This window comes from Actinotalea alkalitolerans (assembly GCF_023369855.1).
GTDB lineage: Bacteria > Actinomycetota > Actinomycetes > Actinomycetales > Cellulomonadaceae > Actinotalea.
In genome coordinates, this window is record NZ_JAMBPP010000008.1 from 77349 (window position 1) to 100852 (window position 23504).

At 74.5% G+C, this 23504-nt stretch carries 20 protein-coding genes; 7 read left to right on the forward strand and 13 right to left on the reverse strand.

From position 1 onward, the window contains the following. Position 1 precedes the first annotated feature (1 nt). Positions 2-295 carry a hypothetical protein gene (locus tag M1R94_RS11510; protein ID WP_249381841.1) on the reverse strand — a complete coding sequence of 98 codons (294 nt, stop codon included), beginning with the start codon at positions 293-295 and terminating at the stop codon, positions 2-4. A 111-nt stretch (positions 296-406) separates the two neighbouring features. Between M1R94_RS11510 and M1R94_RS11515 the strand changes: the two genes are divergently transcribed. After that, positions 407-1753: an alpha-amylase family protein gene (locus M1R94_RS11515; RefSeq protein WP_249381842.1), complete on the forward strand. Its 1347-nt coding sequence runs from the start codon at positions 407-409 to the stop codon at positions 1751-1753. A gap of 83 nt (positions 1754-1836) precedes the next feature. Next, on the forward strand, positions 1837-3339 hold the full coding sequence (locus M1R94_RS11520; RefSeq protein ID WP_249381843.1) for an HNH endonuclease signature motif containing protein: 1503 nt from the start codon (positions 1837-1839) through the stop codon (positions 3337-3339). On the opposite strand, the gene hemL is transcribed toward M1R94_RS11520, so the two are convergent. The 8 genes from hemL to hemE all read right to left on the reverse strand — a co-directional run bounded on the left by hemL (position 3336) and on the right by hemE (position 12762). After that, on the reverse strand, positions 3336-4661 hold the full coding sequence (gene hemL / locus M1R94_RS11525; protein ID WP_249381844.1) for a glutamate-1-semialdehyde 2,1-aminomutase: 1326 nt from the start codon (positions 4659-4661) through the stop codon (positions 3336-3338). The two genes, M1R94_RS11520 and hemL, sit on opposite strands and share 4 nt — an antisense overlap. Next, positions 4661-5644: a porphobilinogen synthase gene (gene hemB, locus M1R94_RS11530; RefSeq protein WP_249381845.1), complete on the reverse strand. Its 984-nt coding sequence runs from the start codon at positions 5642-5644 to the stop codon at positions 4661-4663. Before hemB ends, hemL begins: the two co-directional genes overlap by 1 nt. Next, entirely contained in the window at positions 5641-6663 is a 1023-nt protein-coding gene (locus tag M1R94_RS11535) for a uroporphyrinogen-III synthase (protein WP_249381846.1), read from the reverse strand. Before M1R94_RS11535 ends, hemB begins: the two co-directional genes overlap by 4 nt. After that, positions 6660-7733: a hydroxymethylbilane synthase gene (gene hemC / locus M1R94_RS11540; RefSeq protein ID WP_249381847.1), complete on the reverse strand. Its 1074-nt coding sequence runs from the start codon at positions 7731-7733 to the stop codon at positions 6660-6662. Before hemC ends, M1R94_RS11535 begins: the two co-directional genes overlap by 4 nt. Further along, a complete protein-coding gene (locus M1R94_RS11545; RefSeq protein WP_249381848.1) occupies positions 7730-8974 on the reverse strand; it encodes a ferrochelatase in 1245 nt (414 codons plus the stop codon). The genes hemC and M1R94_RS11545 overlap by 4 nt, the downstream gene beginning before the upstream one ends. Then, complete coding sequence (gene hemQ, locus M1R94_RS11550; RefSeq protein WP_249381849.1) at positions 8971-9687, reverse strand: hydrogen peroxide-dependent heme synthase; 717 nt, start codon at positions 9685-9687, stop codon at positions 8971-8973. The genes M1R94_RS11545 and hemQ overlap by 4 nt, the downstream gene beginning before the upstream one ends. 162 nt (positions 9688-9849) lie before the next feature. Further along, entirely contained in the window at positions 9850-11679 is a 1830-nt protein-coding gene (locus tag M1R94_RS11555) for a protoporphyrinogen/coproporphyrinogen oxidase (RefSeq protein ID WP_249381850.1), read from the reverse strand. Continuing rightward, complete coding sequence (gene hemE / locus M1R94_RS11560) at positions 11680-12762, reverse strand: uroporphyrinogen decarboxylase (RefSeq protein ID WP_249381851.1); 1083 nt, start codon at positions 12760-12762, stop codon at positions 11680-11682. Between the two features lie 56 nt (positions 12763-12818). Here hemE and M1R94_RS11565 point away from each other — a divergent pair, with 56 nt between their 5' ends. Continuing rightward, positions 12819-14177 (forward strand): glutamyl-tRNA reductase, encoded by a 1359-nt coding sequence (locus M1R94_RS11565; protein WP_249381852.1) that lies wholly within the window; start codon positions 12819-12821, stop codon positions 14175-14177. A gap of 46 nt (positions 14178-14223) precedes the next feature. On the opposite strand, the gene M1R94_RS20765 is transcribed toward M1R94_RS11565, so the two are convergent. From M1R94_RS20765 to purB, 4 genes are all read right to left on the reverse strand, one after another. Continuing rightward, on the reverse strand, positions 14224-15753 hold the full coding sequence (locus M1R94_RS20765; RefSeq protein ID WP_249381853.1) for a GGDEF domain-containing protein: 1530 nt from the start codon (positions 15751-15753) through the stop codon (positions 14224-14226). A gap of 38 nt (positions 15754-15791) precedes the next feature. Next, positions 15792-17288 carry a CoA-acylating methylmalonate-semialdehyde dehydrogenase gene (locus M1R94_RS11575; protein WP_249381854.1) on the reverse strand — a complete coding sequence of 499 codons (1497 nt, stop codon included), beginning with the start codon at positions 17286-17288 and terminating at the stop codon, positions 15792-15794. A 64-nt stretch (positions 17289-17352) separates the two neighbouring features. Continuing rightward, positions 17353-18801 carry a methyl-accepting chemotaxis protein gene (locus tag M1R94_RS11580; RefSeq protein WP_249381855.1) on the reverse strand — a complete coding sequence of 483 codons (1449 nt, stop codon included), beginning with the start codon at positions 18799-18801 and terminating at the stop codon, positions 17353-17355. Between the two features lie 113 nt (positions 18802-18914). Beyond that, on the reverse strand, positions 18915-20387 hold the full coding sequence (gene purB, locus M1R94_RS11585; protein ID WP_249381856.1) for an adenylosuccinate lyase: 1473 nt from the start codon (positions 20385-20387) through the stop codon (positions 18915-18917). Between the two features lie 62 nt (positions 20388-20449). Here purB and M1R94_RS11590 point away from each other — a divergent pair, with 62 nt between their 5' ends. The 4 genes from M1R94_RS11590 (at position 20450) to M1R94_RS11605 (ending at position 23502) form a co-directional block, all read left to right on the forward strand. Further along, positions 20450-20851 carry a VOC family protein gene (locus M1R94_RS11590; protein ID WP_249381857.1) on the forward strand — a complete coding sequence of 134 codons (402 nt, stop codon included), beginning with the start codon at positions 20450-20452 and terminating at the stop codon, positions 20849-20851. A 115-nt stretch (positions 20852-20966) separates the two neighbouring features. After that, complete coding sequence (locus M1R94_RS11595; RefSeq protein ID WP_249381858.1) at positions 20967-21893, forward strand: DUF4129 domain-containing protein; 927 nt, start codon at positions 20967-20969, stop codon at positions 21891-21893. Next, complete coding sequence (locus M1R94_RS11600; protein ID WP_249381859.1) at positions 21890-22462, forward strand: hypothetical protein; 573 nt, start codon at positions 21890-21892, stop codon at positions 22460-22462. Before M1R94_RS11595 ends, M1R94_RS11600 begins: the two co-directional genes overlap by 4 nt. Further along, positions 22459-23502: an AAA family ATPase gene (locus tag M1R94_RS11605; RefSeq protein WP_249381860.1), complete on the forward strand. Its 1044-nt coding sequence runs from the start codon at positions 22459-22461 to the stop codon at positions 23500-23502. The genes M1R94_RS11600 and M1R94_RS11605 overlap by 4 nt, the downstream gene beginning before the upstream one ends. Positions 23503-23504: the final 2 nt, after the last annotated feature.

The following is a 23504-nucleotide window of genomic DNA, read 5'->3' on the forward strand; positions in this document are numbered from 1 at the left end:
GTCAGCCGTGCCGTGGCGCGGTGAGCCCGCGCGGCGGAGTGGTGAGCCCGCCCGGCGGCGTGGCCCGACGGCGGTCGAGGGTCAGCAGGGTCAGGGCGTGCAGCGCCACCAGCCCGGCCACGACCGTCACCGCGAGCCAGCCGAGCTCCCAGCCCGTCAGGCCCATGCCCGCCCCGGCAGCGTGCCGAACCTCGCGCACGTGGTCCCGGGCCAGTGACCCGGCGGTCGCCACCAGGGCGCTCAGGACCACGACCACCAGGGTGTGGTCACGGACGAGCCGGTGCAGGGCGTTCATGCTCTGGACCGTACGACCGGCACCGGACGAGGTCGCAGGTCCATGGTCCCCGGGGTGCGGGCTACGGTGAGGAGCGACCCCGAGCTGCGGGGCGCTGGTCGGAGGGATGGCATGCCGGACTGGGTGGAGCACGCGATCTGGTGGCACGTGTACCCGTTGGGCTTCGTCGGCGCCGAGCCGCAGGCCCTCGCTCCGGGGGCCGCCGTCGAGCACCGGCTGCCGCACCTGGTCGCCTGGCTCGACCACGCCGTCGGGCTCGGACTGTCGGGCCTGATGCTCGGGCCGGTCTTCGCCTCGCAGACCCACGGCTACGACACCGTCGACCACCTGCGCACCGACCCGCGCCTGGGGGACGGCGACGACCTCGCGCACCTGGTCGAGCAGGCGCACGCCCGCGGGCTGCGCGTGGTGCTGGACGGCGTGTTCAACCACGTCGGGCGGGGCTTCCCGGCCTTCCAGCAGGTGCTCGAGCACGGCCCCGGCGGTCCCACGGAGGACTGGTTCCACCTCACCTGGCCCGACGGCGCCGCACCGGGCACCGAACCCGGGTACGTCGACTTCGAGGGGCACCACGCGCTGGTCGCGCTCAACCACGACTCGCCCCAGGTCGTCGACCACGTGGTCACGGTGATGAACCACTGGCTCGACCGGGGGTTCGACGGGTGGCGCCTGGACGCGGCCTACGCGGTGCCCACGTCGTTCTGGGCGCAGGTGCTGCCCCGCGTGCGCGAACGTCATCCGCAGGCGTACGTCTTCGGCGAGGTGCTGCACGGCGACTACGTCGCGGCCGTCCAGGAGGCCGGCTTCGACGCCGTGACCCAGTACGAGCTGTGGAAGGCCGTCTGGAGCTCGATCAACGACGCCAACTTCTTCGAGCTGTCCTGGGGGCTCGAACGGCACAACACCTTCCTCGAGGCCTTCGCGCCCGTGACCTTCGTGGGCAACCACGACGTCACGCGCATCGCGACCCGGATCACCGACGAGCGCCACCTGCCCCACGCGTTCGTGCTGCTCCTCACCCTCGGAGGCACCCCCGCGGTGTACGCGGGTGACGAGGTGGCCATGCGGGGCCTCAAGGAGGAGCGGGTCGGCGGCGACGACGCGATCCGGCCGACGTTCCCGCCGACCCCGGCCGACCTGCCCCCCGAGGGCTGGCCCACCTACCACCTGCACACCGAGCTCATCGGGCTGCGTCGCCGCAACCCCTGGCTGCACCGCGCCCGCACCGAGGTGCTGACCTGCACCAACACCCAGCTGGTCTACCGGGTGGCCGCGGGGGACGACGCGTTGGTCGTCGCGCTCAACCTGTCCGACGAGGTTCTGCGGGTCGAGGGCGGGGATGGCGAGGCGGGGATGCAGGTCCTCGCGGCTGCCGGGGCGTGGGTCGACGACGGCGCGGGCTCGGGCGGTGCGGTCGAGGTCGGTGCGCACGGGTGGGCCGTGCTGGGCCGGGTCTGACCCTGCCCCTGGGGACAACCCCCTGATGTCGGTGGCCACTCGTACACTTGTTCGAAGAGGCGGGGTCTTCGGCAGGGGGTGACATGGGTACGGCGGACGAGCTCGAGTCCAGGGTGGCGAGGCTGCGCGCCGAGGCGGCTGCCCTCGCGGTGGCCGATCTCACCGGGGTCGACCCCCGCCGTGCCCAGTCGTTGCACCGTGACCTGCGGACCTCGACCGACCAGCTCGGCCTGGCGGCGGCGCGTCTGCTCGCCCGGGTCGAGGCCGACGGCGCGTGGGCCGCGTCGGGCAGCGCGCGGACCTTCCCCGAGTGGGCGGCGCAGCGTCAGGGCTCGTCGGTCGGCGCCGCGCGTCGTGAGCTCACCCTCGGGCAGGCGGTCGAGCGGGACCTGCCCCAGATGCGTGCCGCTGTGGCCTCGGGGGAGATCACGCTCGAGCACGCCGAGGTCCTCGCCCGGATCGCGCCGACGTCTCCTGCCCGCCAGGCGGCCCTCGCCGGCGTCCAGACCGACCGCAACGAGACCTTCCTGCTGACCCGGGCGCGCGCCGTCGGGGTCGACGACTTCCGGCGTGAGGCCCGCCGCTGGGCTGCCCGGGTCGATGCCGACGCAGCCGAGCGTGAGCACGAGCGGGCCACGGCCAAGGAGTTCCTGACCGTGTCGCGTCGTGACGACGGGGTCGCGCTGCAGGGGTTCCTGAACCACGAGCACGGCGCCGCCCTGATCACCGCGCTGCGCGCCGTCGGAGGCGTGCCCTCCGCTGACGACGAGCGCACCCCGCAGGAGCGTGACGGATCCGCCCTGGGTGCACTGGCAAGGCTGGTGCTCGACAAGGGACTGGCCGGGGGCGGCGCGCAGGTCCGCCCGCACCTGACCGTCCACGTGTCGTGGGAGACGTTGCAGGGGCTGCGTGCCGCAGGGGCGGGTGCGGTGGGCGCGGGGGCCGGCGGAGTGGGGACCGACGGCGGGGTAGGGGCCTGCGGAGTGGGAACCGACGGCGGAGTAGGGGCCGACGGCGGTTCCGCCGCGCTGACCCCCGCGGAGCTCGAGGACGGTGAGCCTCTGCCGCGGTCCGTCCTGGAACGGCTCGCCTGCGACGGTGAGGTCAGTCGCGTCGTGTTCGGCCCGGACAGCCAGGTGCTCGACGTCGGACGCGCCCACCGGACCTACAGCGGCCAGCTGCGTCGCGCGGTCGTCGCCCGCGACCGGACCTGTCGGTACCCGGGCTGCTCAGCCCCGCCCAGCAGGGGCGAGGTCCACCACGTGAAGCACTGGATCCACGGCGGGCCGACGTCGGTCGCGAACGGGATCCTGCTGTGCTGGTACCACCATGAGCTGGTCCATCGACGACACCTGCAGATCCACGCCAGTCCGGGAGGAGGGTGGGAGATCTGCCGGGCGGACGGCGCCGCGTTGCGCGACACCGGCCGAGCGGGGCACGTGACGAGTCCTCGGGAGGGGACCCTCATCGGTGCGCCGTCGCTGCCGGGTGCTGACAGCGTGTCGCGGTCGCGGTCGCGGTCGCCGTCGCCGTCGGGTACCGACATCGGTGCACCCCGACGCGTGACCTCGCCGCTCGCGGTCTAGCGGTGCGGGGTGGTGGCGTTCGCCGCGGCCTTGGCTGCGGCCGGGAAGGCCTCCAGGATCCGGTTGATCGCGACGTCGTCGTGCGCGGCGGAGAGGAACCACGCCTCGTAGACACTCGGCGGGGCGTGGACGCCGTCGGCCAGCAGCGAGTGGAACAGGGCCGGGTAGCGGAAGGTGTCCTGCTGCTGAGCGCGTGCGTAGTCGGTGACCGGACCGTCAGCCGGGTCCACGAACGCGGCGCTGAACAGGGTGCCGGCGCGCTGGACGGAGTGGGCGACGCCCTCGGCCGCGAGGGCCTGCGACAAGCCCTCCGACACCGCGTCCGCCGCGGCCTGGACCCTGGCGTAGACGTCCGCGTCACAGGCCCGCAACGTTGCCAGTCCGGCGGCCGTCGCGACCGGGTTCCCGGACAGGGTTCCCGCCTGGTAGACCGGACCGAGCGGCGCCAGGTGCTCCATCACGTCACGGCGTCCGCCGATCGCGGCGACCGGCAGGCCGCCGCCCACGACCTTGCCGAAGGTCAGCAGGTCGGGCACCCACCCCTCGACCGCACCCTCCAGGCCCCACCAGCCAGCGGGTCCCGCACGGAAGCCGGTCAGCACCTCGTCCATGATCAGCAGGGCGCCATGGGTGGTCGTGATCTCCCGGAGCGACCGGTTGAACCCGGGCAGCGGGGGAACCACCCCCATGTTCGCGGGCGCGGCCTCGGTGATCACCGCGGCGATCCGGTCGCCGTGGGCGGCGAAGGCCGCCTGCACCGCGGCGACGTCGTTGTAGGGCAGCACCAGGGTCTCGGCGGCCGTGGCCTCGGTGACCCCCGAGGACGCGGGCATCGCCAGCGTCGCCAGTCCCGACCCGGCCTGGGCGAGCAGGGCGTCCAGGTGCCCGTGGTAGCACCCGGCGAACTTCACGACCAGGGGCCTGCCGGTCACGCCGCGGGCCAGCCGGATCGCCGTCATCGTCGCCTCGGTCCCGGTGGACACGAAGCGCAGCCGCTCGACCGCCGGGACGCGCCGCCGGACCTCGAGCGCCAGCTCGGTCTCCCGGGCGGTCGGTGCACCGAAGGTCAGGCCGAGCGCAGCGGCTTCCTGCACGGCCTGCACGACCGCGGGGTGCGCGTGACCCAGGATCGCCGGCCCCCACGAACCGACGAGGTCGACGTAGGTGCTGCCGTCGACGTCGGTCAGGTACGGGCCGCGGGCCGAGGCCATGAACCGTGGTGTGCCGCCGACCGACCCGAAGGCGCGCACCGGCGAGCTCACCCCGCCCGGCATGACGTCCTGCGCCGCAGCGAACAGCGCCTCGGAGTGGTGGGTCTGCATCAGTAGTCCTCCCGCAGCCATCCGGCCAGCTCGAGTGCCCAGTAGGTCAGGACGGCGTCCGCCCCCGCGCGGCGGATCCCCAGGACCGACTCCTGGATGGTGCGGCGGCGGTCCACCCAGCCGTTCGCGGCGGCCGCCTCGACCATCGCGTACTCGCCGGACACCTGGTACGCCCACACGGGGACCTCGCTGCCGGCGGCGACGTCGGACAGGACGTCCAGGTAGCTCATCGCCGGCTTGACCATGACGACGTCCGCGCCCTCGGCGACGTCCAGGCGCGCCTCGCGCACGCCCTCGCGGCGGTTCGCCGGGTCCAGCTGGTAGGTCCTGCGGTCACCCACGAGCGTGGACTCGACCGCCTCGCGGAACGGGCCGTAGAAGGCCGACGCGTACTTCGCGGCGTACGCGAGCAGCGCGACGCCCTGGTGACCCGCCCCGTCCAGGGCGTCACGCACCGCGGCGACCTGACCGTCCATCATCCCGCTGAGGCCCAGCAGGTGCGCCCCGGCGTCGGCCTGCGCGAGGGCCATCGCGCGGTACTGGGCGAGGCTCGCGTCGTTGTCCACCCGGCCGCGGTCGTCCAGCACCCCGCAGTGCCCGTGGTCGGTGAACTCGTCGAGGCAGAGGTCGGCCATCACCGCCAGCCGGTCGCCGACCACGTCCACGACGTCCCCGATCGCCTGGTTGAGCACCCCCGCCGGGTCGCACGCCCCCGAACCCGTCGCATCACGCGTCGACGGCACGCCGAAGAGCATCACGCCCCCGAGCCCGGCGTCGGCCGCGCGGGCCACGATCTCGCGCAGGCTCGACCGGCTGTGCTGGACCTGACCCGGCATCGAGGAGATCGGGACCGGCTCGGTCGCACCCTCCCGCACGAACAGCGGCAGCACCAGCTGCGACGGCGCCAGGTGGTGCTCGGCGGCGACCCGCCGCATCGCCGGGGTGCGCAGGCGGCGGGGACGCACGTGCGGGAAACCGGTCATGAGGTGCCCTCCGGGGCAGCGTGAGGGGCCGTGTCAGCGGCAGTGTCAGGGGCGGAGCCGTGGGCGGGCGTGGGGGCGGGGGCAGGAGCGGGCCCCTGGGCGGGCGCGGGAGCCGGCGCTGCGACTGGAGCCGTAGCCCCGGGAGTCCGGACAGGGCTGCGGGCAACGTCGGTGGGATGTCCGTGCCGGCGCGCGTGGTCGACGAGAGCCTCGACCAGCGCCTCGGCCGAGGCGGAGTCCGGCACCACGTGCACGGGCAGGCCATGGTCGCGGGCGGCGCGTTCGGTGCGCGGGCCGATGCAGCACACCACCGTCGTGGGCGGCGGCGTCCCGACCAGCTCGACAAGGTTGGTCACGGTGCTCGCCGAGCTCAGCAGCACCGCGTGGAACACCCCGGCGCGGACGTCCTGGCGCAGCTCCTCGGTGGGTTCGGGACCGCTCAGCGTGCGGTACGCGACGACGTCGTCGACCGTCCACCCGGCTGAGCGCAGGCCGTCGGCGAGCGTGGGTTCGGCCAGGTCGGAGTGGGGGACGAGCACCCGCCCACGCCCGCCGGTCGCGGCCGGATCGGTGCCGACCGGCGGGGCGGGGAACTCGGCGAGCAGCCCGCGCGCGGATCGCTCCCCCTGCGGCACGAGGTCGGGCGTCACCCCGATGCGGTCCAGGGCCGAGGCCGTCCCGGGGCCGACGGCGGCCACCCGGGCCGAGGAGAGGAGCGCGGCGAGGGCCGTGAAGCCCGACACGGCGGCGGGCGAGGCGGGGTCGACCAGCGTCCCCGCCCGGGCCGCGAGATAGGGCACCGTGGTGCCGCTGGTGATCGTCACCCAGTCGTACGACCCGCGGGACAGGTTCGCCAGGCCCGAGTCCAGGCCGGTGAGGTCCTCGGGCGGGGCGAAGTCGATCAGCGGGACGACGACGCAGCGTGCGCCGTGGGTGTCGAGGGCCGCGGCGACCCGCTCACCCCACTCGCCGCCTCGTGGGACCAGCACCTGCCACCCGTCCAGGGCGCCCGGGGTCACCGGGTGCCCCCGGGGCCCAGCAGGTGGCTGGATCCCACGTCGCCCGAGCGCAGAGCCACGGGTCCGAGGGGGGCGAGCCGTGCCGCGCCGTCGTCCAGCAGCTGGAGCGCGACCTGGCGGCCGAGCGCGTCCGCCGAGGCGAGCTGCTCGGCGCGGCCGGCCGGCAGCGTCACCGCGGCGCTCGAGCGCACCTGCTCGGTGCCGTCGCCGCGGCTGACCACGGCGTCGAGCCGCAGGGTGCCGTGCTCGAGGCGCCCCAGTGCGCCGACGGGCGCCGCGCACCCGGCCTCCAGGGTGGCGAGCAGGGCCCGCTCGGCGTGCACCGCGACATGGCTCGGCAGGTGGTCGAGAGCGGTCAGCGCACGGGCCAGCGGGGCGGAGGGGTCGTCGAGGTCCGGACCGGGAGCGACACCGCGCGGGGTCGGGCCGTCGAGCACCGACCGGCACTCGACGGCGAGGGCGCCCTGCCCGGGGGCCGGGGACATCACGGTGGTGTCGAGCAGCTCGGTCACCGCGGACGTGCGTCCCAGTCGGGACAGGCCCGCGGCCGCGAGCACGACGGCGTCCAGGTCACCGGGGCCGGTGGTCGACCCCCGCACCCGGCCGAGCCGTGTCTCGACGTTGCCGCGGATGTCCACGACCTCCAGGTCGGGCCGGTGGGCGAGCAGCTGGGCGGCGCGACGCGGCGAGCCGGTGCCCACCCGCGCACCGTGCGGCAGGTCGGCCAGGGTCAGGCCGTCCCGTGCGCACAGCGCGTCGCGAGGGTCGACCCGCTCGGGCACCGCTGCGATCACCAGGCCGTGCGCCGGGACCACCGGGAGGTCCTTGAGGGAGTGCACCGCGAGGTCGCAGCGACCTGCGAGCACCGCCTCGCGCAGGGCTGCGACGAACACCCCCGCCCCACCCAGCGCCGCGAGCGACCCGGTGTAGAGGTCCCCCTCGGTGCGGATCCGGACGAGCTCGACCTCCTCGGGGGCCAGGCCACCCAGCCGGCGGACCTGGTCGGCGACGATGCCCGTCTGGGTCAGCGCGAGCGTGCTCCCCCGGGTCCCGATGCGCACCGCGGTCACGGCGCGAGACCTGCCACGGCGGGTCGGGGGCCTCGGGGGTTCGCGCAGCAGCCGGGACGGCACACGTCGTACCAGGGCCCGAGCGGGCTCAGGGCGGGACGGGACACGGCGCCGGTCGCGGTGCCCGCGGTGCCGTCGGCACGGGCCACCCGCTCGCCGACGAGGTCGACCAGACCGGTGACGAAGGCCGGGTGCACACCAGGGGTCGGCACCCGCTCACCGTGGAGGCCGGCCTCGCGCGCGGTGGTCAGGGCCTCTTCGTCGAGGTCCCACATGACCTCCATGTGGTCCGAGACGAAGCCGATCGGCACGATCACCACGGCCTTGACGCCCTGGCCGGCGAGCTCGGTGATGGCGTCGTTGATGTCGGGCTCGAGCCACGGGGTGCTCGGGGCGCCGCTGCGGGACTGGTAGACCAACGACCACGGGACGGACGCGAGCTGCGCGGCCGCGCTGCCGGTACCGACGTCGCTCACCCCGCCCACGCTCGCCATGACGACGTCGGCCACGGCGCGGTGCTGCGCCGAGTAGGCGCCCTCGGGGCCGAGCCGAGCGTCGGGAGGGCCTGAGGTCACGGCCGTGGACGTGGGGATCGAGTGCGTGACGAACAGGACGTGCGACTCGCGGACCAGGTCGATCCCGGGCAGGGCGGCACGGGTGCGGAGCAGCGCGTCGCGGACCCCCTCGACGAAGGGGGTGACGAAACCCGGGTGGTCGAAGTAGTTGCGCACCTTGTCGATGGTGACCTCGCCCGCCAGGCCCGTCTCCTCGAGGGCCGCGGCGAGGTCCTCGCGGTACTGCCGGCAGCCCGAGTACGAGGAGTAGGCGCTGGTGACCACGGCGAGCAGACGCCGGTGACCGGCCGCGTGCGCCTCACGGAGCGCGTCGGTGAGGAACGGGTCCCAGTTGCGGTTGCCCCAGAGCACGGGCAGGTCCATGCCGCGGGCGTCGAGCTCGGCCCGCAGGGCGGCCTGGAGCTCGCGGTTCTGGGCGTTGATCGGGCTGACGCCGCCGAAGGCCCGGTAGTGGTGGGCGACCTCTTCGAGGCGCTCGTCGGGGATGCCGCGCCCGCGTGTCACGTTGCGCAGGAAGGGCAGCACGTCGTCCTGACCCTCGGGCCCGCCGAAGGAGACGAGCAGCACGGCGTCGTAGGGCGCCGGAGGCTGGGGGTCGCGGTCGGGCAGCGTGCTCGGGTCGGGAAGCGTGCCCGGGTCGTGGACCGTGCTCTCCGTGGCGCTCATCGCAGGACCTCCGCTACCTGGTCGAGGCCGATGCGTCGGCCGGTGAAGAAGGGGACCTCCTCGCGCACGTGACGCCGCGCCTCGGTCTGGCGCAGGTCACGCATGAGGTCGACGAGCTCGGTCAGGTCGTCGGCCTCGAGGCCCAGGATCCACTCGTAGTCGCCCAGGGCGAACGACGCCACCGTGTTGGACAGCACCTTGGTGTACGCCCGGCCCTTGCGCCCGTGCTCGCCGAGCATCGCACGCCGCTCGTCGGAGGGCAGCAGGTACCACTCGTAGGAGCGCACGAAGGGGTAGACCGTCAGCCACTCGAGCGGCTCGGTGTCGCGCATGTAGGCCGGGGCGTGGTTGGCGCTGAACTCGGCCGGGCGGTGGACGCCCATCGCCGACCAGGTGGGCAGCAGCGGCGCGAGCTCGGCGCTGCGGCGCAGGCTGCGCACCGCGTGCTGCAGACCCTCGGCGTGGTCGCCGTGCAGCCAGAGCATGAGGTCGGCGTCGGCGCGCAGGCCCGAGACGTCGTACACCCCGCGCAGGACGACGTCCTCGGGGAGCTCCTCGGCGGCGGTGGCCAGCGCGGGGCCGTCGCCGAACGGCGCGGTCGCGGTGGTCGGACGGCGCAGGACGGTCCACAGGGTCCAGGCGCCGCTGTCGGGGTCTGGCACCGCGGCGTCGTACGCGACGGCAGGACGTGCATCGGGTGCGTCGGTGGTCATGAAAGGAGTCTGCGTGACGCTGCCGGAATGCGGAAATCAGGACGACGTCGACGACCGTTCTGACGTACTGTCACCACATTCTGACAATGCGTCAGCCGGGGTGCGGGAAAGCGCCGCCGAGCACCGACCAGGAATGCGGTCGGCCGACCGGAGTGACGGGTGTCACGTCGCATCGCTCGCTTCGGCGATCTGCCGGGCCAGCTGCCGGGAGTCGGCGATGACCGCGGACAGCCCGGTCCCGGCCAGCCACGCCCCGCAGGCCCACAGACCCTCGGCTGCGGCCAGCGAGGAGCGCACGGCGGCGACCCGCTCGCGATGCCCGGGACGGGCGTGCGGCAGGCCGGTGGCCCAGCGGGTCCGGGCGAAGCCGACCACCTGGGACCCGTCCAGCGGGACACCCAGCAGCAGGCTCGCGTCGGTCAGGGCCAGCGACTGCAGCTCGGCGTCGGACAGGTGCTCGGGGGTGACCCCGGCCTCGCGGACCTCCGGCCCCGCCTCGTGGACCCCGAGCCCCGCGTCGTGGACCCCCGCACGTGCCGTCGTGCTCGCGGCCGGTGCGGGGGTTCTCGTGGGGCCCCCGTCGGAGGTCCAGAGCTCGTCCACCAGCCGCTCGGCCTGCCGTTGCGCAGCGGCCTGCCGCTCTGCGGCCCGGACGGCGGGCGACCGCAGGACGGCGGCCCGGCTCTCGGCGGCGCGCTGCTCCCCGGCCCTCCCGTAGGACAGTCGCAGCACGTGGCGCCCGGCCCCGGCCGCCTCGTCGAGCCAGTCCCACTTCGCGGTGCCGTGGGTGAGGGCCTTGGCCTGCACCCGGGGCTGCGTGCTGCGCGGACCGGCCTCGACGGCGGGGCTCACGGACCGCTCCTCGGCGACCAGCAGCCCGGTGCCCCGGGGTGCCGCGTCCAGGGCCGGGGCGTCGAGCACGAGCGTGGCCAGGATGACATCGGTCTCGACCGGCGCCACTGCGTCGGCGGTCCCGGTCCCGCGCAGCAGCCAGACAGCAGCCGGACCGGGGACGGCCAGGACGACCGTCGGTGCGGTGAGGCTCCCGCCGTGCTCGAAGGTCACCCGCCACCGGTCGGCGGCATGCCCCGGCGCTACGTCGACAGCCAGGTCCGCTCGCTCGACCCCCTCGACCCGGCACCCGGTCCGGATCTCGACGTCTCGTGCCGTCAGGTCGTCCACGAGGGCGCTGACCAGGCGGTTCATGCCGCCTCGCAGACCCGCGACCGCGGCCCCAGCGGGGGCGGCGGCGCGCATCCGGGTGACCGCCCCGCCCAACGACCCGCGCCGCAGCACCTCGGCGCGCAGGCCCGGCACCACGGTGTCCAGGTCCACCTCGTCCGGGTGGGCCGAGTGCACGCCGCTGACGACCGGTGCGACCAGCCGTTCGAGCACCCGCCGGCCGAGCCGCACCCGCACGAGGCGCCCCAGGCTTCCTGGCGAGCCGTGCCGAGCCGACGACGCCCACGGGCCGGGTGACGCTGCAGAGCCGGCGAACGCCGCAGAGCCCGCACCCACCGCAGAGCCCGCCGACCCCGCGGTCGCCGCAGACCCCGCGCCGTCGCCGAGCCCCACGCGAGCCGGCAGGAGCCGGTCCGCCGAGGCCCGCAACGCTCCGAGGAGCCCGATGACGGCGCGGACGTCCGGTGCCCACGGCGAAGCGGGGATCCCGAGCATCCCCGCACGGGGCAGCGGGTACGACGGCGGCGTGCGGCCCGGCAGGTGCGTCCACGCCCCGAGGGGACGCGGCAGCACGACGTCGTCACCCAGGCCGAGCTCCTCGACCAGGTCACGCACCGCCGGGGAGCGGGTCGCGAAGGACTCGGCCCCGGCGTCCAGCCGCAGCCCGGCGACCACGTGCGAGGCCACGCATCCCCCGGGGACGTCCTCGGCCTCGAGCACGACGACGCGCCGTCCCTGCAGCGCGAGGTCCCGCGCCAGCACCAGCCCGGCGATCCCGGCCCCCACCACGACGACGTCCACGGCGGGCACTCAGATCTCCCCGTGGGCCAGTCGCACGATCCGCGTCAGCACGTCCGGGTCGGTGCCGGGCGGCACGCCGTGGCCCAGGTTGAGCACATGGGCGGGTGCCTGCGCGCCGCGCGCGATGACGTCCCGGACGTGCGCCTCGAGCACGGGCCAGGGGGCGCCGAGCAGCGCCGGGTCGATGTTGCCCTGCAGCACGGTGCGGCCGCCCAGGCGGCGGTTGGCCTCGTCGAGGCCGATCCGGTGGTCCACGCCCACGACGTCGGCCCCCACGTCGCGCATCGCGGCCAGCAGCTCGCCGGTGCCCGTGCCGAAGTGGATCACCGGGACGTCGAGGTCGGTGACGTGCGACAGCGCGCGGCGGGAGGCCGGCGCGACGTGCTGGTCGTAGTCGGCCAGGGACAGCGAGCCCGCCCACGAGTCGAAGAGCTGCGCGGCGCTGGCTCCCGCGAGCACCTGAGCGCGCAGGAAGGCCCCGGTGACGTCGGCCGCCCAGTCCATCAGGGCCTGCCAGGTCTGCGGCTCGGCGTGCATCAGGGTGCGGGCGCGCAGCTGGTCCTTGGACGGTCCCCCCTCGACCAGGTACGAGGCCAGCGTGAAGGGCGCACCGGCGAAGCCGATGAGCGGCGTCTCGCCCAGCGCGGCGACCGTGCGAGCCACGCCGTCGGTGATCGGGGCGAGGGCGTCGTCGGCCAGCGGGGCGAGGCGGGCGACGTCCTGGGCGGTGCGGACCGGGTCGGCGAAGACCGGACCCGTGCCGGGGACGATGTCGACGGCGACCCCGGCCAGCAGCAGCGGCACCACGATGTCGCTGAAGAAGATGCCCGCGTCCACCCCGTGCCGGCGCACCGGCTGCAGGGTGATCTCGCTGGACATCGCGGGGTCGAGGCACGCGTCGAGCATCGCGGTGCCCTGACGCAGCTCGCGGTACTCGGGCAGCGAGCGTCCCGCCTGACGCATGAACCACACCGGTGTGCGGGTGTGTGCTTCATCACCTGAGGGCGGTTCACGGTGGCCGCGGAATGCTCGGACCAGCGGGGACCCGGAGGTTCGGCCGTCGATCAGGGGATGGTTCGCAGGAAGGTTCACCCTGTGATTGTGCCGAACATTCTTCGTGCTGGTTCAATCGGGCCATTGTGGTGTTGATGACCCTGACGGCCAGCCACCGCGATCTCGACCTCGACGTCCTGGAGCAGCTCGCCAGCGGCGCGCACTCGCTGGGGTCGACGGTCGTGGAGGACAGCCCCGAGATCACCGGTTGTGTCGTCCTGGCGACGTGCAACCGGTTCGAGGTGTACGTCAGCACCTCGACGCCCACCGGCCCGACCGGCGCAGGCCCGACCGAGGGCGCTCTGGACCGGGTCCGGCGCGCGGTCACCGGTGCGGTCGCCCGGACCAGCGGGATGTCGGTCGCCGACGTCGAGGCGTCCCTGCAGCCCCGGGTCGGCCCGGACGTCACCCGGCACCTGTTCACCGTCGCCTCGGGTCTGGACTCGATGGTCGTGGGGGAGCGCGAGGTCGCGGGGCAGGTGCGCCGCGCCCTGCAGACCGCACGGACCGACGGCACCACGTCGGCGGCCCTGGAGCGGCTGTTCCAGACCGCCTCGCGCACCTCGCGTGCCGTGGGCGCCGGGACGGCCCTGGGGGCCACCGGGCGCTCGGTGGTGGGGGTCGCGCTCGACCTGGTGGGTCACGAGGTGGACCTGCCCAGCGCGCGGGTGCTGCTGATCGGCACCGGCTCGTACGCGGGGGCGAGCCTGACGGCGCTGCGGGCCCGCGGGGTGCGGGACGTCGCCGTCCACTCCCCCTCCGGCCGGGCGCAGGCCTTCGCGGCTGACCGTGGCCTGGAGGCCGTGGCCCCGGGTGACCTGGACGCCCAGCTCGCCCGCGCCGACGTCGTCGTCTCGTGCAGCGGGGCGCTCGGTCCGGTGGTCGACGCCCCGATGGTCGCGGCCGCCCGTGCCCGGTCCGGCGGCGAGGGCGGGACGCCGCGCCCCACCGTCCTGGTGGACCTGGCGCTGCGGCACGACATCGACCCGACGGTCGGCCACCTGCCCGGGGTGCGGCTGATCGACCTCGCGTGTGTGCAGCAGCACTCGCCCTCGACCGTGAGCCCGGCCGTCGACGCGGGTCTGCGCATCGTCGCGGACCGGGCCGAGGAGTTCGAGGCCGCGCTGGCCGAGCTGTCCGTGACCCCTGCAGTCGTCGCGCTGCGCGAGCACGTCCAGGCGGTGCTCGAGGCCGAGCTCGACCGGACCAGGAGCCGTGGTGGGGAGGGCTCCGACGACGTCGAGCGCGCGCTGCGCCGGTTCGCCGCGACGATGCTGCACACCCCGGCGGTGCGGGCCCGTGAGCACGCCCGCGGCGGACGGCACACCGAGTACCGCGAGGCCGTCGAGGTCGTCTTCGGCATCGAGGTGCCCGACGACGTGGCCCCTGACGACGTGCCCCCCGACGACGCTCGGCGTGACGAGACCCGCCTCCAGGGGCCTTCTCCCACCTGACCTCGCCCTGTCGGAGGGTGGTGCTCGTCGCCCTGGTGGTGTCGGGTCAGTCGCCGAGGGGTCCCACGCTCTCGGCGACCCGGACCTGGTCCTTGCCCTCGGCCTTGGCCAGGTACATCGCGGCATCGGCGCGTCGGAGCAACCCGTCGGCCGTCGCGGCCGGCCCGGAGAGCACCGCTCCGATGCTGATCCCCACGCGCGCCGGGCCCGTGCTGAGGTCGCTGGGCAGGCGCACGGCCTCCAGGATGCGGTCGGCCACCCGCAGGGCGGCCTCGTGGGTGGTGCGTGGCAGGAGGACGACGAACTCGTCACCGCCCACCCGGGCGACCAGGTCGCCGTCGCGCACCGACTGCCGCATCCGCTCGGCCACGACCGTCAGCAGCTCGTCACCGACGGCGTGCCCGTGCCGGTCGTTGACGGCCTTGAACCCGTCCAGGTCGCAGAAGAGGATGGCGGTGGGCCGTCCGTCGGAGGCCACCAGGGCGGTCTCGAGCGCGGCCTGCAGGGTCGCCCGGTTGGCCAGCCCGGTGAGCGTGTCCTGCGAGGCGAGCGCGGCCAGGTCGTGGTGCAACGACAGCCGGTTCAGGGTGTCGGCGGTGAGTGAGGCCAGCAGGTCCAGGGTCGGCTGGTCACCTGGCCCGAACTGGTCGCTGCTGTGCCGGGGTGCCGGGACGAGCCATGCCTGCCCGGTGTCGCTGACCACCGCCGAGCGGATGAGCGCGTCACCGGGGTCCTGGCGCAGGAAGAGCTCCTCGGCGCGCATCGCGTGCCGACCCTCCTCCAGGACGATCTGCTCGGCCTGCTGCGGGGTCGTCGCATGGTGGAGCCGGGAGGCGACCGCGAGCAGCGCGGTCACCCGGGAGCGCTCGAGCGAGGCGCGGGCGTAGCTGCGTGAGGCGATGACGAAGGTCGCGAGCGGGAACGCCAGGAGCGGCAGCGCCCACTGGTCGGCCCGCAGCACGACGGCACCGAGGTAGCCGAGGGATGCCACCCCCGAGTAGCAGGCCAAGGTGACCGACAGGTCGTCGTAGAGCCACGCCTCGCGGAACGACGCGCGCTTGAGCAGCGGCAGGGCCACCGCCGAGAGCGCGTAGTCCACCAGGAAGTAGGCGGTCGCGCCGAGCACCACAGCGACGAGGGCCCACGGGCCGGGTCGCAGGGCCCCGTCGACCAGGTGGGTCACGACCCACACCGTCGCCGCGCCGCCCAGGACGGTCATCGCCACGTTGTGCAGGGTGATCCACGGAGGGGTCCTGCGCAGCGGACGGCCCACCGGCCAGGGCACCTGGGCCAGGGCCCAGCCGACCGTCCACAGCATCAGGGCGTGCTCGGGCACCGCGAAGGCCAGGAAGATCGCCACGACCGACTCGAACCCGATCTCGATCCCCCGCGAGCCTCGGGTCACCACCACGGGGAACCGGTAGAGGACCGGGACGGCGAGAGCGGCGAACCACCACGCCCAGGACGCGGGGCCGGGCAGGGTGCTCCCGGAGAGGACGACCGAGGCGACGGCGGCCAGGGCGGTCAGCAGGAAGAGCACCTTGGCGGGCGCGGGGATGCGTGGGGAGCTCGTCACGCCGGCCCCTTCTCGATCGTGCGCAGGCGGTGTCGTGGTCACTCGTGGGTGGGGAAGCCCAGGTTGAGGCCGCCGTGGCTCGGGTCGGGCCAGCGGGTCGTGACGACCTTGCCGCGGGTGAAGAACTGGATCCCCTCGGCCCCGTGCGCGTGCGAGTCCCCGAACAGCGAGGACTTCCACCCTCCGAAGGAGTAGTAGGCCATCGGCACGGGGATGGGCACGTTGACCCCGACCATCCCGACCTCGACGTCGTACTGGAAGCGTCGTGCGGCGCCACCGTCATGGGTGAAGATGGCCGTGCCGTTACCGTACGGGTGGTCGTTGACCAGCGCCAGGCCCTCGTCGTAGGTCGAGACGCGCAGCACCGACAGGACGGGTCCGAAGATCTCCTGCGTGTAGACCGTCATCTGCGGGGTGACCCGGTCGAAGAGCGTCGGCCCCAGCCAGTACCCGCCTGCGTCACCGTCCGGCTCGACCAGGCGCCCGTCGACCACGAGCTCGGCGCCGGCCGCGACCCCCTGCTCGACGAACCCCACCACCCGGTCGCGGTGCTCAGCGGTGACCAGCGGGCCCATGTCGCAGCCGCGTCGCCCGTCGCCGGTGCGCAGCCGGGAGATCCGTTCGGCGATCCGTGCGACCAGCGCGTCGGCGACCGGCTCGACCACGACCAGGGCCGAGATCGCCATGCACCGCTCGCCGGCCGAGCCGAAGCCCGCGTTGACCGCGGCGTCGGCGGCCAGGTCGAGGTCGGCGTCGGGCAGCACGAGCATGTGGTTCTTCGCGCCGCCCAGGGCCTGCACCCGCTTGCCGTGCGCGGTGCCGGTCTCGTAGACGTGCCGGGCCACGGGGGTCGACCCCACGAAGGACACGGCCTTGACGTCCGGGTGGGTGAGCAGCCCGTCGACCGCGACCCGGTCACCCTGCAGCACCGTGAAGACCCCTTCGGGCAGACCGGCCTGCGCCCACAGCCGGGCCAGGACCAGCGACGCGGAGGGGTCCTTCTCGCTGGGCTTGAGCACGACCGCGTTGCCTGCGGCGATCGCCAACGGCACGAACCACAGCGGGACCATCGCGGGGAAGTTGAAGGGGGAGATCACCGCGACGACGCCCAGGGGCTGCCGGATCGAGTGCACGTCGACCCCGGTGGACACCCCCTCGGAGAACGACCCCTTGAGCAGGTGCGGGATGCCGCAGGCGAACTCGGCGACCTCCAGACCCCGGGTGACCTCCCCGGCGGCGTCGGACAGCACCTTGCCGTGCTCGGCCGTGATGACGTCGGCGAGCTCGTGCGTGGCCGCTGCGAGCAGGTGCCGGAAGGCGAAGAGGACCTGGGTCCGTTGGGACAACGAGCTGCGCCGCCACGTCAGGGAGGCCGCTCTGGCGCTCGCGACCGCGCGCTGCACGACGTCGTCGTCGGCGAGGTCCACGTGGGCCGTCACCTGCCCGGTCGCCGGGTCGTGGACCGGTGCGGTGCGGGTGCTCACCGTGGCCTGGTCCCAGGGCTTGCCGTCGATCCAGTGGGTGATGCGCTCCATGGGCACGATTATTGACGGTCAGGTGTCGTTCTGGCGACGTTTTCCGCAGATCTGCTGTTCGGGCTCAGCCGACGTCCTGCGCCATCCGGGCGACCTCGTCGGTGACGCGCTGCACCTCGTCGGCCATCGCGACGATCGACGCACGGGCCTGGCTGGTGGCCGCGCCCTGCTCCTCGACGGCCGCCGCGATGGTCGTCTGCGCGTGCACGACGTCGCCGATCGCCTCGTCGATCCCCGCGGTGCCGACCAGCGCCTCCTGGGTGCCGGCCTGCACGGTCGCCACGACCGCCTCGATCTCGTCGGTGGCGCGGGCCGTCTGCCCGGCGAGCTCCTTGACCTCCTGGGCCACGACGCTGAAGCCCTTGCCGGCCTCACCGGCCCGGGCGGCCTCGATCGTGGCGTTGAGGGCCAGCAGGTTCGTCTGCTCGGCGATCGAGGTGATGGTGCGGGCGATCGCGGCGATCTGCTGCGTCGCGTCGTCCAGGGAGCGCATGGTCGTGGCCGAGGCAGTGACCTTGAGGGCGGCCTGCTGGGCCGAGCGGGAGGCCTGCGAGGCGGCCTGGCCGATGTCCGTCGCGGCACCCACGAGACCGTCCATCACCTCCTGCGCGGACTCGGCGCCGTCCCGCAGCCGCACGCCCGCGGCGTTCAGGCCGATCAGCCGGGAGTCGAGCTGCGCGGCCCGCTCCTGACGCTGGGCGAGCTCGGTCTGGGCGGTCTCGGCGGCCCGGTGCTGCTCGTCGGCCAGCGCGGACTGCGTGGCCATCTGCTCGCGGGCGTTCTGCTCGGCGCGTCCCTGCTCGACCCGGCGGGCGTCGTCGGCCTGCTCGGTGAAGCGCCAGCTGGCCGCGAGGGCCGCGCACTCGCCGAGGAGCAGGACGGCGTGCAGCAGCGCGAACGCGATGGGGTTGGCCTGGGCACGGGGCTCGGAGAACACCAGGTTCGGGTCGAGCACGCTCATCCCGACGTGGTGCACCGCGACGATGGCGATGGCCAGCAGGAACGGGGTCCACGACTGGTAGAGCGCCACGAGGGCCACCGTGACGAAGAAGTGCAGGTGCATGTCCGTCATGCCACCCGAGACGTGCACGAGGACGACGCTCGACAGCACCAGCCCGGTGCTCACCGCAGCCGACCGGACGGCCTGGCCGCGGGCGACCCGGCCGACGACGACCAGGACGACGATCGCCGCGAGGCCCACCCACGCCATCCACAGGTGCGAGGTGTCCGCCACCGCGCTGACGGTCTCGGTGACCGCAGCGCCGTCGGCGCTCGCGCCACCCACGGACTCGGTGGCGCCGTCGCCGTGGCCCACGGTGTGCGGGCTGCTCAGCCCGGGTGCCCACCACAGGGCCAGCCCGGCCAGCACCGGGACGTGCAGCAGCAGGATCCAGGTCAGCGCGTCGTGCCGCGGCCGGAACATCTCCTCGGTCAGGGTGACGCCGCGCGGGATCACCGAGCGGCGACCGACGTGCGGGGGTGCGGAGGCAGCGCTCGGCGTCGAGGGGCTCATGGGTGTCTCATCGACCGCGGCGGACCCGCCGTGAGAGAGCCGGCCGGACCGGGGCCGGGTGAGTTCTGGGGTCGAGGGGCCGAGGTGTCCGCGCGTCGCAGGCCGCGGGGCCCTCAGACGTCGAGGAAGCGCACCAGGTCCGCCGCCGCGCCGGTGTAGGAGGCGGGGGTCATCGCCGCGAGGCGGGCCGCGACGTCGTCGGGCAGCCCGAGCGAGGTGACGAAGGCCCGGAGGTCCTCGCCGGTGATCCGTCGCCCGCGGGTCAGCTCCTTGAGCCGCTCGTAGGGCTCGTCCATGCCCGGTACCCCGGCCACCCCGGCGGCGCGCATCGCGGACTGGACGGCCTCGCCGAGCACCTCCCAGTTGGCGTCGAGGTCACGTTCCATGGCGGCGGCGTCGACGTCGAGCCCGGCCAGCCCGCGGCGCACGTTGTCGATCGCCAGGAGCGAGTGGCCGAAGGCCGGGCCGATGTTGCGCTGCGTGGTCGAGTCGGTGAGGTCGCGCTGCATGCGGCTGGTCACCAGGGTCGAGCCCAGGGTGTCCAGCAGGGCGCTGGACAGCTCGAGGTTGGCCTCGGCGTTCTCGAAGCGGATCGGGTTGACCTTGTGCGGCATGGTCGAGGAGCCGACCGTGCCCTGCCCGCGGACCTGCGCGAAGTAGCCCAGCGAGATGTACGTCCACACGTCGGTCGCCAGGTTGTGCAGGATCCGGTTGAACCGCGCGACGTCGGCGTACAGCTCGGCCTGCCAGTCGTGGGACTCGATCTGGGTGGTCAACGGGTTCCACGTCAGACCCAGGTGCTCGACGAAGGACCGCGAGACCGCGACCCAGTCCGCACCGGGGACCGCCGCGAGGTGCGCGCCGTAGGTGCCGGTCGCGCCGTTGATCTTGCCCAGGTACTCGGCCGCCTCGATCCGGCGCAGCTGGCGGTCCAGCCGGTGGGCCAGCACCGCGAGCTCCTTGCCGATGGTCGTGGGGGTGGCCGGCTGACCGTGGGTGCGGGCCAGCATGGGGACGGCGGCGTGCTCACGGGCCAGTGCCGCGATCTCGCCCACCAGCGCCCTGGCCGCGGGCAACCACACCTGGCGGACGGCGCCCTGCACCATCAGGGCGTAGGACAGGTTGTTGATGTCCTCGCTGGTCGCGGCGAAGTGCACCAGCTCGCCGACCTCGGGCAGCACGGTGTCCTCGCCCAGCACGGCGCGCGCGTCGGCGAGCCGCTTCTTGAGCAGGTACTCGACCGCCTTGACGTCGTGCACGGTGATCTTCTCGGTCGCGGCGAGCTCGGCGACCGTGTCGGCGTCGAAGGTCGCGACGACGTCGCGCAGGTAGTCCCGCTCCTCGTTGGCCAGCGTGGGCGCACCCGGGACCACGTGGTGCGAGGTCAGGTGGATCAGCCACTCGACCTCGACGTGGACGCGCTCGCGGTTGAGCGCGGCCTCGGAGAGGTGGTCGACGAGCGGTGCGACGGCCGACCGGTACCGCCCGTCGAGCGGGCCGAGGGCGATCGCCGGGACGACGTCGGCCAGGGTCCGCCGGTCGTCGAGCGGGGCGGGACGGGACGTGTCGGGCTCGTTGCGCGGCATGCGGCAATCCTTCCACGCCGCCCCGACGCGCCGTGTCGGTGCCCGTGGCTAGCGTGGCGGGCATGACACCGCACCTGGACCAGCTGGGGATCGTGGTGGCGGACATGGCGGCCTCGCTGGCCTTCTACCGCCGTCTGGGTCTGGACGTCCCCGCCTCGGCCGACGCCGAGCCCCACGTCGAGATCACCCTGCCCGGTGGGTTGCGCCTGGCCTGGGACACGGTTGAGGTGATCCGCACCTTCGACCCCGGGTGGGAGCTGCCGGCGGGTGGCAGCCGCACGGCTCTCGCCTTCCGCTGCGACTCCCCCGCCCACGTCGACGCGCTGTACGCCGAGCTCGTCACGGCCGGGTACGTGGGTCACCAGGAGCCCTGGGACGCCTTCTGGGGGCAGAGGTACGCCGTGGTGCGGGATCCCGACGGGCTGGCGGTGGACCTCTTCGCCCCCCTGCCGGAGGCTGCCTGACCTCGGGGTGCCGCTGCCCGACCTCGGGGTGCCGCTGACAGGTCTCGGGTGTCGGTGACAGGTCTCGGGTGTCGCCGAGAGGGACGCGGACCTGCTGCCCGATCCCCTGGCAGGGATGATGGTTGGTGTGGACCGGCCGGGCGAGGAACGCGCACCGGGGTCGCGCGGGGGTGCCGACGCCCCACCGCGGCCCGCTGTGCTGCGCCCCGACACCGACGTCGCCCACGTGCGGCGCAGCGTCTGGGTGGTCTCGCTGCTGTCCCTGGCGGTGGTGGTCTCGGGGCTGATCGGTCCGTGGAGCATCGAGGTGAGCGAGTCCACCGCGCCGGTCGAGGTCACGCCCGGACCGGCCGAGGGCCTCACGCCGACGCCCGAGCCCGATCCGCTGGTCGAGGCCCTGCGGCAGATCGAGGTCGAGCCGTGGGACCTGCGCTGGCTGTGGACCTCTCTGCTGCTGCTCGTCCTGGCGGCGGTGGTGACCGCGGCCGTCCTCTGGCTGCGACGGCTCGAGCCGCGACGTGCGGTCGACGGGCCGGGGGACGCCTTCGACGTCGAACCGGGGGAGATGGTCGGCCCGGCGACCGCCGGGGAGCTGCCGGACCTGCCGGCCCTGCGCCGGGGCCTCGCCGACGCCGACACGCAGATCCGCGCGCGACGTGACCCCGCCGACGTGATCATCGCCGCCTGGGTCGCCCTCGAGGCGGCCGCCGGCGGGTCGGGGGTGACCCGTCACCCTGCAGCGACCCCGACCGAGTTCACCGTCGAGGTGCTGGACCGCACCCCCGCCGACCGGACGGCCACCCGGGTGCTGCTCGGGCTCTACCTCCAGGCACGCTTCGGCGACGAGCCGCTCACCGCCCAGGACGTGATCGACGCGACCACGGCCCTCGACGCACTCTCCTCGTCCCTCGCCGACCGGCCTTCGAGGCCGTCGGGAGGTGTGCCCGGCGGCCCTGCCCCCGACGGCGACGTGCCCGGAGGTGACGTTCCCGACGGCGACGCCCCCGACAGCGACGTGCCCGGAGAGGGGCCCCGCCGATGAGCCGGTGGGACCGACCGCGCACCCTGGTCGCACGGGTCCTGGACCGGCTGCCCGACGCCGACCCGCGCCCGGCTCTCACGGGCGCCGTCGTCGGGCTGGGCACGGTGCTCGTGGGCATACCGCTGCGCGACGGCCTCGTGCTGGGCGGGGCGACCTTCGTGCTGGTCACCGCGGCGGTGATCCTGACCGCCGGGGCCGAGCACGACTGGCCCGAGCACGACCCCGAGGCCACCGACGGCGTGCGACGCGACGTCGCCGCGCTCACCTGGACCTTCGTCGGTCGGGACGGGCGGGTCTCGGAGGCCGCCGTGCGCCGCCTCCGCCTGGTGGCCGCGCGGCGGCTGGCCCGTCACGGCGTGCACCTGGAGACCGGTCGCGCGGGGGCCCAGCTGCGCCCCGACCAGATGGACCCGCAGCAGGTGGCGGCGGCCCGTGAGCTGCTGGGTGAGCGGGCCTGGCGCACGCTCATGCCCACCGGCGGGCTGCCCTCGCTGCGTGAGATCACCCACTGCGTCGAGATCCTCGAGATGCTCGGACCCGTCCCCACCACCGAGAGGCCCCGGCCGTGACCCAACCCCCAGGCGGCACGCCGTCGTCCCCCCCAGGCGGCACGTCGCCGGCCCGACCCCTCCCGCCCGCGCAGGTCGCGACCCTCGCCCAGGCGGTGCTGACCGAGGTCGGGACAGCGGTGGTCGGCATGCGCGAGCCCCTGCGCATCGCCCTGGCGGCGATCCTCGCGGGGGGCCACGTGCTGTTCGAGGACGTGCCCGGTCTGGGCAAGACCCTCGCGGCGCGCAGCCTGGCCACCGCCCTGGGTCTGGACTTCCAGCGGGTCCAGTGCACGCCGGACCTGCTCCCCTCGGACATCACCGGCTCGGCGGTCTACGACCCGCAGCGCTCGGCCTTCACCTTCCGGCCGGGGCCGGTGTTCACCGGTCTGCTGCTCGCCGACGAGATCAACCGCACCGCACCCAAGACCCAGTCCGCGCTGCTCGAGGCGATGGCCGAGCGGCAGGTCACTGTGGACGGGACCACGTACCCGATGGCCAGCCCGTTCCACGTGATGGCCACCTCCAACCCGGTCGAGTACGAAGGCACCTACCCGTTGCCCGAGGCGCAGCTCGACCGCTTCATGGTGCGGCTGGCCGTGGGCTACCCCGACCACGCCGCCGAGGTCGACGTCCTGGGTCGCCGGCTGTCGCGCCGCCAGGAGGCCGCACCGGTCTCTCGGGTGGTCGACGCGACCACGGTGCTCGCGATGCAGGCGGGCGTCGAGGAGGTACGGGTGGACCCCGACGTCGTGGGCTACTGCGTGGACCTCGCCGCAGCGACCCGCCGTCACGACGCGGTCGAGGTCGGCGCCTCGCCGCGGGGCTCCCAGGCCCTGGTGCTCGTGGCCCGTGCTCTCGCGGTCCTGTCCGGGCGCCGGTTCGTGACGCCTGAGGACGTCAAGGCGGTCGCCGAGCCCGCCCTCGCCCACCGGATGACCCTGACCCCGGCGAGCTGGGCCTCGGGGGTCGCGCCGGAGGCCGTGGTGCGTGAGGTCCTGCACCTGGTCCCGGGCCCCTCGACGGTGCCCTCCCGCGACGGCGACGGCACGAGCTGGTGAGC

What these genes read in the sequence shown, in the direction of transcription:
- M1R94_RS11510 (WP_249381841.1), bottom strand. Translation starts at nt 295, where the DNA reads ATGAACGCCCTGCACCGGCTCGTCCGTGACCACACCCTGGTGGTCGTG.
- M1R94_RS11515 (WP_249381842.1), top strand. Translation starts at nt 407, where the DNA reads ATGCCGGACTGGGTGGAGCACGCGATCTGGTGGCACGTGTACCCGTTG.
- M1R94_RS11520 (WP_249381843.1), top strand. Translation starts at nt 1,837, where the DNA reads ATGGGTACGGCGGACGAGCTCGAGTCCAGGGTGGCGAGGCTGCGCGCC.
- hemL (WP_249381844.1), bottom strand. Translation starts at nt 4,661, where the DNA reads ATGCAGACCCACCACTCCGAGGCGCTGTTCGCTGCGGCGCAGGACGTC.
- hemB (WP_249381845.1), bottom strand. Translation starts at nt 5,644, where the DNA reads ATGACCGGTTTCCCGCACGTGCGTCCCCGCCGCCTGCGCACCCCGGCG.
- M1R94_RS11545 (WP_249381848.1), bottom strand. Translation starts at nt 8,974, where the DNA reads ATGAGCGCCACGGAGAGCACGGTCCACGACCCGGGCACGCTTCCCGAC.
- hemQ (WP_249381849.1), bottom strand. Translation starts at nt 9,687, where the DNA reads ATGACCACCGACGCACCCGATGCACGTCCTGCCGTCGCGTACGACGCC.
- M1R94_RS11565 (WP_249381852.1), top strand. Translation starts at nt 12,819, where the DNA reads ATGACCCTGACGGCCAGCCACCGCGATCTCGACCTCGACGTCCTGGAG.
- M1R94_RS11575 (WP_249381854.1), bottom strand. Translation starts at nt 17,288, where the DNA reads ATGGAGCGCATCACCCACTGGATCGACGGCAAGCCCTGGGACCAGGCC.
- M1R94_RS11580 (WP_249381855.1), bottom strand. Translation starts at nt 18,801, where the DNA reads ATGAGCCCCTCGACGCCGAGCGCTGCCTCCGCACCCCCGCACGTCGGT.
- purB (WP_249381856.1), bottom strand. Translation starts at nt 20,387, where the DNA reads ATGCCGCGCAACGAGCCCGACACGTCCCGTCCCGCCCCGCTCGACGAC.
- M1R94_RS11590 (WP_249381857.1), top strand. Translation starts at nt 20,450, where the DNA reads ATGACACCGCACCTGGACCAGCTGGGGATCGTGGTGGCGGACATGGCG.
- M1R94_RS11595 (WP_249381858.1), top strand. Translation starts at nt 20,967, where the DNA reads ATGATGGTTGGTGTGGACCGGCCGGGCGAGGAACGCGCACCGGGGTCG.
- M1R94_RS11600 (WP_249381859.1), top strand. Translation starts at nt 21,890, where the DNA reads ATGAGCCGGTGGGACCGACCGCGCACCCTGGTCGCACGGGTCCTGGAC.